Raw genomic sequence first — 13,024 nt, 5'->3', positions numbered from 1 at the left:
ACATAACCGGATTTTCAACGCCTCGGGTCACTGTAATATGACTGATGCGCTACCTTGCAAAAAAAACAGAAGCGAGAAGGAGCAGGTCCGAATGGCTAAGTCAGCTGGTTCAATACGCGTAACTAGCGTTACTTTTAATCATTACAAGGGTCTTAGACGCTATAGCGTTGCGTTAGATCGAGTTAACGTGTTTACGGGAGCGAATAACTCAGGAAAATCGACCATCGTGGGAGCCTTTCGGAGTCTAGCGGTAGCGCTGCGCACAGCACGCACTCGAGCCCCTCAATTGGTTACTGTGGGCGACTCGCAGACCTTCGGCTATTTGATCAACGAAAGCCAGCTTCCTATTTCTCTTGAAAATGTGCGCACTAACTACGAGGAAGGGGATTCCCGTGTCAGCTTTCGGATAAGCAATGGTAACCAGCTTCACTTGCACTTCGATCAGAACAGTTGCGTGCTGGTTCCTGAGACACGTGGCGCGGCAATTAGGACGCCGGCCGCGTTTAAGTCGAGCTTCCCCCTTGAACTTTCAGTGGTCCCGGTGTTGGGGCCGGTCGAACACCGCGAAGTGTTGCGCGAAAAGGAGACAGTCGCGTCTGCGTTAGCAACACACCGAGCCTCGCGACATTTTCGTAGCTATTGGTACCACTTTCCGGAGACTTTCAAGCAGTTCGCCGATCTCGTGGCGTCGACATGGCCCGAGATGGTCGTTCACCTTCCTACCCTCGCACTTAATCGTGAATTAACAATGTTCGTTCGTGAGGGACGCATGGATCGCGAACTATATTGGGTCGGTTTTGGATTTCAAATTTGGTGCCAATTACTGACTCATATACACCGTGCTTCCGATAGCTCATTGATCGTCGTCGACGAACCTGAGGTCTATCTCCACCCCGACGTACAACGACGGCTACTGGGAGTACTTCGCTCTGCGGGTCCGGATATTATAGTGGCAACGCATTCAACGGAGATCATTGCCGAGGCTGATCCCGCGGACATAGTTCTCGTTGATAAAACGAAGTCCAGTTCCGAGCGAATCAAGGACATTGATGGTGTGCAGAGGGCCATGACCTTGCTCGGATCCCAGCAAAACATCTCGCTGGCGGCTCTGGCGCGAAACCGCCGGGTGGTCTTCGTTGAGGGCGACTATGACTTCACGCTTCTGCGACGCTTTGCCAAACGCCTTGGGCTCGATGATCTTGCAGCAGGGCTTGGCGTGGCCGCAATGCCATCGGGGGGCTTCGGCTCTTGGTCGCGAATCTCAGCTCTGGCGCAAGGTGTATCACAGACGCTAGGCACCGAACTACTAATCGCCGCAATCTACGACCGCGACTATTATTGCGAACAGCAGATCGAAGACGTGCAAACCAAGTTACAGGCAGCGCTGAGGTTCTCGCATATACATAAGCGCAAGGAAATTGAAAATTATCTTTTGGTTCCGGCCGCCCTTGATCGGGTGGTGGCAAAGGGCATTGCAGACCGCAGGTCGAAAGGGGTCGACATAGGCGACGCCGATGAGTCGGCGCTCCAAACGCTTCTCAGACTGTCTGACTCCCTAAAAGACGATGCTCAAGACCAATATGTAGGGAAATACATCGAGTTTCATCGGGGGGGTGGAAAAGACACTCCAACAAAAATGAAAGACGCTACAACATACTTTCGCACCCGATGGAATGTTCCTGACGAACGGTTGATGATTGTGCCCGGCAAAGAGCTGCTGCGGCGTTACCGCGAACATGTCCAGAATACATACAGTGTGTCCGTAACCGATGCCAAGATCGTCGAAGCTTGTCGTCATGATGAATTGCCTGGAGATTTAGTTGAATTGCTCAATGGTATCGACGCGTTTCGCCAGGCAAAGGTTAGCTAGAAATTCTGGTTGGTGAACTGTTCGTAAGCATCTGATTTGTACCGTTCCCCGCTTTGCGTAGAAGATGCAATCATCGGCTGCGACGGACACGAGTGACCGACTCTGTCCACAAACAGCCCGAGAATGGACACAGTGCCTCAGACAGTCGAGTTACCTGCCAAGCGCCAGAACCGACGGCATCCATTGGAATGGAAGCGATCGGTCGTAGAGCAGACGCTTGAAACCGGCGCGTCAGTCGCCAGGGTCGCTCGCGACAACAACATCAACGCCAATCAGGTGTGGGCCTGGCGCAAACTGTACGCCCAGGGTCTGCTGGTCGAAGATGCGCAGGCGGAGATCATGTTGCCCGTCGTTGTCGATGGACGGTCCGATCGTCCGGCGGCCCATGCGCTGGAGGCGACGAACGCGCCGGCACCTCCGCAGGCTGCAAACGGCAGCATTCAGCTTCGGCATGGCAATACGTCGGTCCGGATAGAAGGCGTGCCCGACGCGACGATATTGTGCCTGGTCCTCGAGCGGATTCTGCGATGATCGGGCCGCCTGCAAACACACGGATCTGGATCGCTGCCGGCGTCACTGACATGCGCTCCGGCTTCAATTCCCTTGCGGCGAAGGTACAGATGGTGCTTGAGAAGGATCCATACGGCGGCCATGTTTTTATCTTCAGGGGCCGCCGTGGTGATCTGCTGAAGGCGTTGTACTGGAGCGATGGCGGCCTATGTTTATTTGCGAAGCGTCTTGAGAAAGGGCGTTTTGCATGGCCCCGCGCCGACACCGGCGTCGTGGCGTTGAGCACCGCTCAACTATCGCTCCTGCTCGAAGGGTTTGACTGGCGACAACCGGTCGAGGCAGCACGCCCGCGCAGTGCTTTGTAAACGTCTGTTACCCGATGATCCGCATGTAGCAGATGGTCGTAAACTGTCGCAATGGATCTGACCGATACCGACCTGCCCGACGACATTGATGCGCTCAAGGCGCTGGTGCGCGCGCATGCGGCGTCAGCTCATGCAAACGCGCAGCGGGTCGTCGAGTTGCAGGACCAACTCAGCTCCCGCGTAATCGAGATCGAGCATCTGAAGCTGACGATTGCGAAGCTGCGCCGCATGCAGTTCGGTCGCAAGTCTGAGAAGGTGGAGCGTCAGATCGAGCAGCTCGAACTGCGACTTGAGGACCTGCAGGCCGATGAAGGTGCGGCCGCCCAGGCTGATTCGAAGAAGGCGCATCAACGCCGCGAGAGCGCCTGTCGCAAACCACTACCTGATCACCTCGAACGCGAAGAGCGTGTGCATCGGCCCATCGAGGAAGACTGCCCGGAATGCGGTGGCACACTCAAACCGCTGGGCGAAGACGTATCCGAGCAACTTGAATACGTGCGCGCGCACTTCCGCGTCATCCGTCATCGCCGTCCCAAATTCGCCTGTTCGTGCTGCGACTGCATCGTGCAAGCCGCTGCGCCGAGCCGGCCGATCGATCGCGGCCTGCCCGGTCCAGCTTTGCTCGCCCACATCACGACATCGAAGTTCGCGTACCACATCCCGTTCTATCGCCAGTCCGTCATGTACGCGCGCGACGGAGTCGAGATCGAACCGGGCACTATGGGCCACTGGCTGGGCAGTCTGACCTGGCTACTCAACCCGCTGGTCGACGCGGTGCGCCGCCATGCACTTGGCGGCAGCAAGGTTCACGCCGACGACACACCGCTGCCGGTGCTTGCGCCGGGCAATGGCAGGACGAAGACCGGCCGGCTCTGGGTGTATGTGCGCGATGACCGGCCCAGCGGTTCGGACGAAGCGCCGGCGGTCTGGTTTGCCTATACACCGGATCGTCGCGGCGAACATCCACAGCGTCACCTGGCCAACTTCACGGGCGTACTGCAGGCAGACGCCTTCGCCGGCTATGCAGATCTGTACCTCGGCGGTCAGATTCGCGAAGCAGCGTGCATGGCGCATGCACGTCGAAAGCTACATGATCTGCACGCTGTTCGGGCATCACCGATCACCAGCGAAGCACTCGAGCGCATCGGCGCTCTCTATCGCATCGAAGAGCACATTCGTGGCAAGCCGCCTGAAGAACGACGGCGCGTTCGCCAGGAGAAGGCTGTGCCGCTGCTTGATGATATGAAGCGGTGGTTCGAGGCGACGCTTCTCACACTCTCCGCGAAGTCGGACACCACCAAAGCGATCCAGTATTCGTTGAATCGCTGGCCTGCGCTGGTCTATTACTGCAGCGATGGTCAGACTGAGATTGACAATCTGATTGCCGAGCGCGCATTGCGCGGTGTAGCAATCGGAAGGCGGAATTTTTTATTTGCCGGTGCGGACTCAGGCGGTGAACGTGCGGCTGCGATGTACAGCCTGATCGGTTCTGCCCGCCTGAACGGCATTGATCCAGAAGCCTACCTGCACTACGTCATCGAACGCATCGCAGATCACCCGGTGAACCGGATCGACGAACTGTTACCCTGGAACGTCGCTCCTTTGCTTCCCGCTGCCTCACACATCGATCCCGTTCGCTAGCAGCCGATCCCCTCACACGTCAACGTAATCCGCGACGGTGCAGGTCGAATGCTTACAACTGTTCCGCGGGGCGTTTGGCGCTATGCATGCGTAGACCACGGTCCAGTAGGAGGATTGACGAGCTGCGAACATTCGTCTTGCGTCCGGAATCGGTCGCGCTCTTGGTTGCCTGCGGGTGGCACCCACCGTTTGTTAAGGGATCCGAACGCGACTGTCCGAGGCCAGTCGCGTCCTACCGCTGTAGCAAGGAAGCAACCGAGTTGATGGCGCTCGGTCGCTCGCGATCAGTGTCGGACACCTCGTTCTTGTCGGTGACTGGACAAAGAGGTCTTCGCTCGGTTGTTAGAGTTTTCGCATTCACTTGCATTCGACACGGCGCTTTGCAGGTATCAGGACGTGTGAGTCAACTGGTTACATTCTTTCTTCGCTGCCGCCCTGCGTTCATCAATGTAGTTGGCGAGGTCTTGCACATAGACCCCTTTGGCGCTCTTCTGCGACGCCTCAATGCGTACAAGAGGAAGTTTGATCTCGCCGTAGTTGATCTTGCGCAGGAGCTTGTCGACCTCAAGATGCGGAAAATAGGCGCGGCACACCTCATCGATGGGGATCACAGCCCTCGCGCCGAACTGGGCCATCAACAGGAATACCGTGTTCATTCAGCTGCTCCATTAATTTTATCTGTCCGCTTTCCGTCGCTATCGCGACCGGGCGCATACTGCGCGATGCGGATCTCGGCCAAAGGCCTGTCGCCGCGCCGTCCGCCCGGTGTGAAGATCTCGCTCGGTTCGACATTGCCGTGCTCATCGGGAGGCGTCACCGCGTAGTCGTTTGGGTCGCCTTCTGCATCGATATGCGCTGTCTCCGGTGAGCCCTTTTTAAGTGCCGCATCGAGTAGGTCCGCGAGTGGCATGAGAGCGGTGTGTACACCGGTAATCGTGCCCGGCGATAGTTTTCCGAAGAACGGGTCGTGCAGCACAGCGTGCAATGCCTGCAAAAGTTGCTTTGCATGTGGGGCGCTGATTTTGTCTATCGCCGGCTTTTCGAGTGCCTTCTTGGTGATCTTGTATTTTCCGCTTGCCTTGGCATTTGACACCGCCTTTGCAAGGCGGTCTAGCGCCTTTTTCGCACCGTGCTGACGAATCTCTTCGATGGCGAGAGTCGATGAGACTGTCTTTGACCGAACAAGCGAATGAATCTGCTCGGGCGCATTTGCCAGCAGCACAACATCACGCACAGTCTGGTCCGAAATGCCGAGGCGTTTGCAGATCGTCGCCTGGTCGACGTCGAGGAGCTGCAGCTCGACGACGGCAGCGGCCAGCTCGAGTGGCGTGAGCTTCTCGCCATCGTTGTTCGTAACGCCCGCGATAATCAGGTTTACGCGATTGACCGATTTCGCTTCGTCGATGACGATAGGCAGGCGTTCGATGGGGGCACCTTCGCTGATCGCGAGCAAGGCGCCATGGTAGCGATGTTGGCCTTCGTACACGTAAATCCGATCCTCGCCGTCGACCTTCTTGACGATACAGCCGATCGGTTTCTTGCGGTCGTATCCGTTGGCCTTGATCAGGTCAGCAACGTGACGGACTCGCTCCGGGTCGAGGGAGCGCACATTGTCGCGTGAGTCGTAGTGCAAGGCGGAGGGCGGGACCGTCCAGAGGTCAGACGATCCGCCGCCCGCGGCTTTCACTGCGGCTTTTGTGTTGCCGGTGACGATCGGCTCGTCGAGCGCCAATCCGCGCGACTTAGACATGGTGATCCTCCTGCGGACGGGGGAGCAGCGGGTCCACTTCCTCCTGGATGTGGCGATTTGGATTTACGTCATTCAGCCAGTACACGACGCGACCGGTTTTCGTGTCGACGCCGCGACGGACAACGCGCGATCGCCAAAGCATCATCAGTTCGGCGACGATCCATTGGAAATCTGCATCGGGCAGTTGCTCGCGGAGCTCGTCGAAGTTGAGCGCGGCGCTTTTGTCGCGAAGCAATAGGATCAGGTGCTTTGCGATGTCGGACAGGTCAGTGCGCATGTGATCTCCGGAACGATACGCTCGCAACTGCGAGCAGGAAGCATGCGAATTGCAGCGCGCAAACGCCGGCGACCAGGGCGACCATGTTTGTGCCGGCCGAGAGTGCCGCGAGGATCCAGAGGAGGGTGTTGGCGAGACCGAGCACCGCACCGTACACGCGGCGCCGGCCGTTTTGCAGCAACAGCCACACAGCGATGCAGATGGTGATCGCTATGAAAGAGGACAGCGTCACGCGGCCTCCTTAACGGTCATCGGCTTCGCCTGCCAGCCCTTCTTTCCGGACCGCTTCGCTTTGCTAATGGCGGCACATGCTGCGCGCCGAGCGTTCGTTCGTGCGCGGAGTGCGGTTTCGCAGTCACCTTCGCTCGGATACGAGATCTGTGTCCGCGCGACGTCGCCTCCGTCCATGATCATGTAGAGCGTATGAACGCTGCCTTGAAGCGGCTTGCGATGCACGACGTAGGCGCTGACCATTACAGGCGTCGATGCGCGTGACGCCATCGGATCGTATTTGACCCGAGTGCGAAGGCAGAGCGTGTCGGTACGCTCAACTTCGCGATGCGGGAGTTGATTAATTTTTGGCATGGGTCTCTTCAGTCGATATCGCCGGCCGCGAGGCGTTTCAGGTCCGGCTCTAATGGTTCTGGATGATGCTGCTTCTTGCGCAGCTCGGCGCAGTTGGTCAGGCAAATTCGAATTGCGGCGTTGGTGATGGCGGAGGAGGCCGAACCACGGACGCCGCGAAGGCGGTGTTCCTTCGCGATCTCAGCATCAGTAACGGGGATCCGATTGGACATGGCCGCACCTACACGGTCGGGCGGGCTACGGCGCGCGTGTCATGCGCGGTAGCCGGTGCAGGATCCGATCGCGGCGCAGGCTCAACGAGATTGACAATCCCGATGACGAACGCCGCGATGAACACTGCTCGCCAGAGCTTGGACTTTTCAAAGTCACTTTGGCGGTAGATGGTGTGGCCGAGCGGAATCTCCGGCGGCAAGCCTTGCATTTCGCGCAGTCGCGCTATGCGGGCTGAAGTTCGGAAGTCGGGGAGGCCGCTCATTCGACGTCTCCCATGCGGACAACGTCCGTCACCATGGCGCAGCCGGTGACGCTCGCTGCGAGCCGAGCGGCTCGGCTCGCATCGGCAGCATGTAATTGAATGGATCGGGTGAGCGAGGGCTCGTCACCCGCCAGCAGGTAAAAGCAACGGTAGCGTTTCATCACAGTCCTCTTGTCGAAAACGTGATGTAGGATAGAACGCTAAACCACAGCAGTCAAGAAAACTAAACCACCGAGATAGTTTTCTACCGCTCTGCGAAAAAAAACCCGCCGAACGGCGGGTTGCTCTTAAGACTGAGGGTCAAGTTGGGCGCCACGATGCCTTCTTCACAATGGCTCCGACAAAGTGCATCTTTGCAATCTGCTCTTTGGGGATCGCGATGGTCGCGTGGGCAGCGTTGGTGGAAAGCAGGTGAATGCGACCAGCGCGGGAGTACGCAAACTCCTTGACCATCACGCGACCGTCTTCAGATTTCACCAGCACCTCGTCACCCGGTTCGACGGGCCGATTGGGTTCAATCACCACAAACTCACCATCTTTAATCCGCGGGCGCATCGAGTCGCCTACGCACTTCAAGGCGTACGCATCCTTGTCCGTCGAAGGGAAGTCAATAAACCCGTCCCCATGGCCGACCGGGTATTCGATATCTGCCCAGTAGCCGTCGTCCCCTAACTGTGCCATGCCTAAAACTGGAATTGGTCGTCCCGGCGGAACCGGCTGCGGGTCCCACACGATTTCGTCGTTGTCTGCCTTTGGAGCAGTTTTCTTACCTTGGCCCATAACGATCCACACCGCGTTATACCCGAGCGCGTTTTGAATTCCCACCGCGTATTCGAGCTTGATGGACTTGATTTGCCCTGTCAGCCACTGATTGACAGTGCCCTTGGTCACCCCGGCATGGTTGGCAAGCGTCGGCTGGTCGATGCCAGTCTCGGTGAGGATTGTGTGGATACGTTCGGCAAGGCTCATGGTTTAAGAATCTAAACCATCAGTGGTTTAGATTGCTTGTCTCCGATGGTTTAGCGTTCTATACTTCAGACATGGATGCGACCAAAATTATCGAAGCAATGGGCGGGCGACGCAGGGTGATGCAGATCACCGGCTTAACCAAGGGCCGAATTTCGCAGTGGGTAAGCGGAAACCACATTCCAGATCCGTGGATGGTCGCATTTCGCGCCATGAATCCTGACGCGCTCCGCCAATTGGATGAGTCCATGCAGGAATCGCAGCAGCCGTGAATTGTGAGCACGTACTCTTTGAGATTTGCACCGGGTATCCACCACGCGTAGGCCGTCGCCTGGCGTCGTCTCATCCCACCACCGAGATCCAACACCTCTCGATGCCGCCATGGCTCGCGCGGACAAGGAAGAGGGCGACTTGCGGTCGACTGCCGAACTGACCGACGTGCCTTACTCCACACTCACCGACATCAGCGCTCGCTTGATCACCGGTCGCGGCGATTCGGGGATTCAAGTGCTGCCTTATTACTTCACGAGTCTTTCTGAGGAGTCGGTGTTGGCCGAAAGCGCGGACGGGGCGCAATGAAGATTTTTTGAACATCGAGTTTGGATTTGGTTGAGCCAACTTCGCATCGTACGAGCACAGGCCAGCGGCAGACAGTATGAAAAAGCACATTCCAAAGAATTGGGGCGGGGCATGACGTGTCGATACAGTGGGACCGAATGGCTCGACGTGCTGTACACGTCGGTCCGCAAAGCACCGGGCGGAGTCGCTGATGCCGCCAACTTTCTCGCGCACCGTCGCGGCAAGAACATCACGCCCGAGTCGTTGCGCTTGCGATTGCGCGGCGAGGGCGAGAACCGTCTCTCGATGGAGATGTTCGAATTAATGCTCGAATGGATGCAGGAGAAGCGCGAGAGCGAACCCTACGCCCTCGATGCGCTCCACGCGCTCAATGAGCGCTTCGGCTTGATCGCAGCGCCGACGACAGTCTCCGGCGAGCAGGCCACTGATCACGAACATCCGCACGACATTCAGTCCCTAACCGTGGCAACGTTGGATCTGCAGGCTCATGTCGGCGAAGTCGCAACCGAGGTGATCCGCGCCGTACAGGACCGCCGTATCGACCTACACGAGGCCGAATCGCTAACGGTGGTCAGCCGCAAGGGGCAACGCATCTTCGAGCGCCTCATTCGCACGGCCATCCGCCTTTCAAAACTTCGCCGCAAGTAAGCAGATGCAGTTTCCGATCGATCGCATCTGCTGCAACGCACATCGCGCGCGCATTGGCCTCGCATGCGACCCTGACCGGCGCTTTGCCTGCGCCACGCACCAACTCTCCCTCCTTTGTGCCAATGAGCCGCACAAGGTCGAAGCGTTCCTGCAGCCGCTCTTCGGTCCAATCCCGGCGGACGTGCTCCTTGCCGCCTGTCGCTCTCTGAACATCGTCAGCGAGTGGACGGCCGGAGCCGCTCTTTATTGCGCCGCCCGTCCGACGAAAGACGAACGGCGCAACTTCTTTGAATACCTTCGCCATTACCTCAGCGACGCCGAATACGAGGCACTGTACGCCCGTCACGACGCGCAGTGGCATCAACTGCGCGCGCGACGCGCCCCGAGGCCAAAGTGACTTTGAACACGTGTTGCACCGCGCTTCGTCGACGCAATCCATCGACCCATCGATGCGCGATCGGGCGCCAATCCTATGTTGCAGGACGCGCCGTCTGGCGCAGCCGTCTTTATCAAGCTGAACTGCTCAGGAGAGTCATCGAATGTCATCGTTAGACCAGGTCATCGGGCAACTGATCGCAGCTGGGCATCCGCCATTACCGCAAGGCCATCCGATCGCGGACGGCAAGCACCACCGCTATGGTCAGAGGAAGAAATTCTGGTATCAGCTGCGCGAGGTCGTTCGTGCAGGCACCGTGCTCGGGTACACCGGCACGTACGGCCATTTCTCCGGCGATGACGCCGGAACCGAACGTTTCCAGTGGAACGGCGCGAAGCTCACGCCCGATGATCTTGCCGAGACGCGCAAGCGGCAAGAGGAGACGGAGCGCATCGAGGCAGCGAAGGCCGCCCAGGCTGCCAAGCTCGCAGCGAACCGAGCGCATTCGCAATGGCAGAAGGCGAAAGACGACGGTGCGTCGGCCTATCTCGATCGCAAGCAGATCACGCCGGAGGGCGTGCGATTCGATGACGAAGGCGTGCTCCTGGTGCCGATGTTCCACTATGACAACGGCATGCGTCTCGCGGGGCTTCAAAAAATCACTCCCGATGGTGCCAAGCGGTTTAACAAAGGCATGGAAAAGAAGGGCGCCTCGTTCCTGCTTGGCGACATCGATGCGCACGATCGGGTCGCAATGATCGCCGAAGGCTATGCGACCGGCCGCTCGATCCGTATGGCCACCGCCGAGCGGATCCCGCTCACCGTGTGCTTCGATGCGGGCGGCATTCTGCCCGCTGCTCGCTACCTGCGTCATGCGTACCCGAATCTGCACCTGCTGATCTGCGCCGACGACGACTGGAAGACCGAGCAGCGCCTGCGCGATCACCTCGCGGAGGACTATGGCTTCACCGGTGAGCTGCTGGTCGACGGCGACGCCGTTCGGATCGAGGCGAAGCACACGTGGTACATGGTGCGCGTGCGAGCCAAGGCCGACGAGCAGGGCGTCGGGTATCTCGAGCTCACGATCGCCAACGACGTGATGCCTGAGCGTAAACGTCGGTTCGAGAATACCGGCCTCAAACGCGCCTATGAGGCGGCAGCGGAGGTCGGTAACGCGAGCGTCGTGTTTCCTCTATTCGCCAACCGCGACGATCGTAAGCTTACCGACTTCAACGATCTGCACTGCGAGGAAGGCCTGCATGTCGTGAAGGCGCAGATCGAGGCGGGCCTGCTTGCAGCACTCGCGCCGGCCGCGTCGGAAGTCCCAGTATTTCCGCACCTGCAGGCGGTCGAGCCGGGCGACGATCCGTTCTTCGACCAGGCGGTCGGCATCGTGCGCAAAGAACGGCGTGCGTCTGTCTCGCTTGTGCAGCGGCACCTACGCATTGGTTTTAACCGGGCGGCACGTCTGATCGAGGCGATGGAAGCGGCGGGCATTGTGTCGGCTGAGTCGGCGAACGGTGTGCGTACGGTTCTTGGCACGATCACGCCGATCGACGCAACGTCCGCCGGCGCTGCAACGCCGGAAGACGACGGGCGCGAACCCGAGAATGGCGCGTGGACCTGGGAGCGGGATCTGGCCCGTTCGGACAAGGGCGCACTGCTGCCCGTGCTCGGCAACGTCCATATGATTCTGACGAATCACAAGGATTGGGACGGCGTGATCGCCCAGGACGACTTCGCCGGGCGCGTGGTGAAGCGCAAGCTGCCTCCGCTTCAGCAGGCCGAACTCGGCGAGTGGACCGATATGGACGATCACCGCTGCGTGCTGTGGTTATCGCAAAAATACGGAATCTCCGTGCGTCCGGACATTGTGATGAACGCGGTGCTGCTGGTGGCCGATCAGCATCACTTCCACGACGTCCGGCAATACCTCGAGGGCCTCACGTGGGATCGAACGGAACGCCTGCAGGCGTGGCCTGTAACGTACCTGTGCGCGGCCGATAGCGAGTACGTGCGGCTCGCCGGCTTGAAGTGGATGATCGCCGCAGTGGCTCGTGTGATGCGACCCGGGTGCAAGGCTGACAACGTGCTGATCCTTGAAGGCAAGCAGGGGTGGGGCAAATCGACGGCACTGGAGGTTATTGCAGGCAAACCGTGGTACACGAACTCGCCCATTCGCATCGGCGACAAGGACTCGTACGCGGTGATGGCGGGCAAGTGGATCATCGAGCTGGCCGAACTCGACTCGCTGAACAAGAGCGACTCGTCGGCCGCCAAGAGCTTCTTCGCGACCGAGACGGACCGCTTTCGAAACTTCTACGGAAAGCGAGCCACCGACGTGCACCGGCAAGGCGTGTTCGCCGGTTCCGTGAACTTCGACACGTATCTCAAGGACGAGTCCGGCAACCGGCGATACTGGCCGATTCGAGTGGGCGGGCCGATCGACGTCGACGGCCTGCGCCGTGATCGCGACCAGTTGTGGGCGGAGGCCGTGCACCTGTATCGACAAGGGGTCGTCTGGCACGTCACGGAAGCGGAGAAGTATCTGTTCGAGCTCGAGCAGGCGGAGCGCTATGAGGGTGATGTGTACGAGGACAAAATCGCTCATCACCTGGAGCTGGTTGCGCGAATCACCATGGAGGAAATCCTCGCCGACGTGTTGAAGCTGGACACGTCGAAGTGGACGTTGCCCGAGCAGCGGCGCATCGGCAAGGCGCTCAAATCGCTCGGCTGGGTCCGCAAGCGTGAGTCGACCGGGCGTCGCGGCTGGTATTACGTGCCGGAAGACAATGCGCCGGCCACGGCTGAGCTCGGGGCGCCAGCGTTGGTCGGCGGTGACGACGATGACAGCCCGCTCTGATTCGCTCATGACACACCAATTCCTTTCCAACCCGCGCGCGCAGCGCGCCATGCATGTCCATTTAGCGACCCGTTCGGCGCGCTTCGGCGGCAGCGTTGGCGCGCCGTGTGCGGTCTTTT

Annotated in this window: 18 protein-coding genes; 9 read left to right on the top strand and 9 right to left on the bottom strand. The window is 59.1% G+C overall.

The annotated features are described in order from the left end of the window. Window positions 1–37 precede the first annotated feature (37 nt). The 4 genes from BG61_RS19875 (at window position 38) to tnpC (ending at window position 4,386) form a co-directional block, all read left to right on the top strand. Window positions 38–1,870: an AAA family ATPase gene (locus BG61_RS19875; protein WP_081868130.1), complete on the top strand. Its 1,833-nt coding sequence runs from the start codon at window positions 38–40 to the stop codon at window positions 1,868–1,870. 123 nt (window positions 1,871–1,993) lie between these two features. Beyond that, entirely contained in the window at window positions 1,994–2,401 is a 408-nt protein-coding gene (tnpA, locus tag BG61_RS19870) for an IS66-like element accessory protein TnpA (RefSeq protein WP_051672664.1), read from the top strand. Beyond that, window positions 2,398–2,745 (top strand): IS66 family insertion sequence element accessory protein TnpB, encoded by a 348-nt coding sequence (gene tnpB / locus BG61_RS19865; RefSeq protein ID WP_035936384.1) that lies wholly within the window; start codon window positions 2,398–2,400, stop codon window positions 2,743–2,745. The genes tnpA and tnpB overlap by 4 nt, the downstream gene beginning before the upstream one ends. Before the next feature lie 51 nt (window positions 2,746–2,796). Next, entirely contained in the window at window positions 2,797–4,386 is a 1,590-nt protein-coding gene (gene tnpC, locus BG61_RS19860) for an IS66 family transposase (RefSeq protein ID WP_035936382.1), read from the top strand. Between the two features lie 389 nt (window positions 4,387–4,775). Here the strand turns inward: tnpC and BG61_RS19855 are convergent, their stop codons facing one another. The 9 genes from BG61_RS19855 to BG61_RS19825 form a co-directional block, all read right to left on the bottom strand. Then, window positions 4,776–5,042 (bottom strand): pyocin activator PrtN family protein, encoded by a 267-nt coding sequence (locus tag BG61_RS19855; protein WP_035936380.1) that lies wholly within the window; start codon window positions 5,040–5,042, stop codon window positions 4,776–4,778. Next, window positions 5,039–6,136: a ParB/RepB/Spo0J family partition protein gene (locus BG61_RS19850; protein WP_081868129.1), complete on the bottom strand. Its 1,098-nt coding sequence runs from the start codon at window positions 6,134–6,136 to the stop codon at window positions 5,039–5,041. The genes BG61_RS19855 and BG61_RS19850 overlap by 4 nt, the downstream gene beginning before the upstream one ends. Continuing rightward, window positions 6,129–6,413 (bottom strand): hypothetical protein, encoded by a 285-nt coding sequence (locus BG61_RS19845; RefSeq protein ID WP_035936378.1) that lies wholly within the window; start codon window positions 6,411–6,413, stop codon window positions 6,129–6,131. The genes BG61_RS19850 and BG61_RS19845 overlap by 8 nt, the downstream gene beginning before the upstream one ends. Then, on the bottom strand, window positions 6,403–6,645 hold the full coding sequence (locus tag BG61_RS19840; RefSeq protein WP_035936376.1) for a hypothetical protein: 243 nt from the start codon (window positions 6,643–6,645) through the stop codon (window positions 6,403–6,405). Before BG61_RS19840 ends, BG61_RS19845 begins: the two co-directional genes overlap by 11 nt. Beyond that, window positions 6,642–6,998 carry a hypothetical protein gene (locus tag BG61_RS19835; protein WP_035936375.1) on the bottom strand — a complete coding sequence of 119 codons (357 nt, stop codon included), beginning with the start codon at window positions 6,996–6,998 and terminating at the stop codon, window positions 6,642–6,644. Before BG61_RS19835 ends, BG61_RS19840 begins: the two co-directional genes overlap by 4 nt. An 8-nt stretch (window positions 6,999–7,006) precedes the next feature. Further along, window positions 7,007–7,210 (bottom strand): hypothetical protein, encoded by a 204-nt coding sequence (locus BG61_RS42020; protein ID WP_129572225.1) that lies wholly within the window; start codon window positions 7,208–7,210, stop codon window positions 7,007–7,009. A gap of 8 nt (window positions 7,211–7,218) precedes the next feature. Beyond that, complete coding sequence (locus BG61_RS19830) at window positions 7,219–7,473, bottom strand: hypothetical protein (RefSeq protein ID WP_129572224.1); 255 nt, start codon at window positions 7,471–7,473, stop codon at window positions 7,219–7,221. Beyond that, the gene (locus tag BG61_RS42860) at window positions 7,470–7,634 is read right to left on the bottom strand and encodes a hypothetical protein (protein WP_161783688.1); all 165 of its coding nucleotides are present in this window, start codon (window positions 7,632–7,634) and stop codon (window positions 7,470–7,472) included. The genes BG61_RS19830 and BG61_RS42860 overlap by 4 nt, the downstream gene beginning before the upstream one ends. A 139-nt stretch (window positions 7,635–7,773) precedes the next feature. Further along, complete coding sequence (locus BG61_RS19825) at window positions 7,774–8,442, bottom strand: XRE family transcriptional regulator (protein WP_035936371.1); 669 nt, start codon at window positions 8,440–8,442, stop codon at window positions 7,774–7,776. A gap of 71 nt (window positions 8,443–8,513) precedes the next feature. On the opposite strand from BG61_RS19825, the gene BG61_RS42015 reads away from it, so the two are divergent. The 5 genes from BG61_RS42015 to BG61_RS19800 all read left to right on the top strand — a co-directional run bounded on the left by BG61_RS42015 (window position 8,514) and on the right by BG61_RS19800 (window position 12,905). Continuing rightward, window positions 8,514–8,711, top strand: coding sequence for a hypothetical protein (locus BG61_RS42015; protein ID WP_035936368.1), 198 nt, complete (start codon window positions 8,514–8,516; stop codon window positions 8,709–8,711). Between the two features lie 109 nt (window positions 8,712–8,820). Beyond that, the gene (locus BG61_RS19815; protein WP_035936365.1) at window positions 8,821–9,018 is read left to right on the top strand and encodes a hypothetical protein; all 198 of its coding nucleotides are present in this window, start codon (window positions 8,821–8,823) and stop codon (window positions 9,016–9,018) included. 111 nt (window positions 9,019–9,129) lie between these two features. Continuing rightward, window positions 9,130–9,666, top strand: a complete 537-nt coding sequence (locus BG61_RS19810; protein ID WP_035936362.1) for a phage regulatory CII family protein — start codon at window positions 9,130–9,132, stop codon at window positions 9,664–9,666. Window positions 9,667–9,670: 4 nt separating this feature from the next. After that, window positions 9,671–10,063 (top strand): hypothetical protein, encoded by a 393-nt coding sequence (locus BG61_RS19805; protein WP_051672663.1) that lies wholly within the window; start codon window positions 9,671–9,673, stop codon window positions 10,061–10,063. Between the two features lie 142 nt (window positions 10,064–10,205). Continuing rightward, window positions 10,206–12,905 (top strand): VapE domain-containing protein, encoded by a 2,700-nt coding sequence (locus tag BG61_RS19800; protein WP_035936360.1) that lies wholly within the window; start codon window positions 10,206–10,208, stop codon window positions 12,903–12,905. Window positions 12,906–13,024 lie beyond the last annotated feature (119 nt).

This window comes from Caballeronia glathei (genome assembly GCF_000698595.1).
GTDB classification, from domain to species: domain Bacteria; phylum Pseudomonadota; class Gammaproteobacteria; order Burkholderiales; family Burkholderiaceae; genus Caballeronia; species Caballeronia glathei.
Note: the sequence above shows the minus strand (reverse complement) of the source record. Positions and strands in the feature narration are given on the sequence as shown.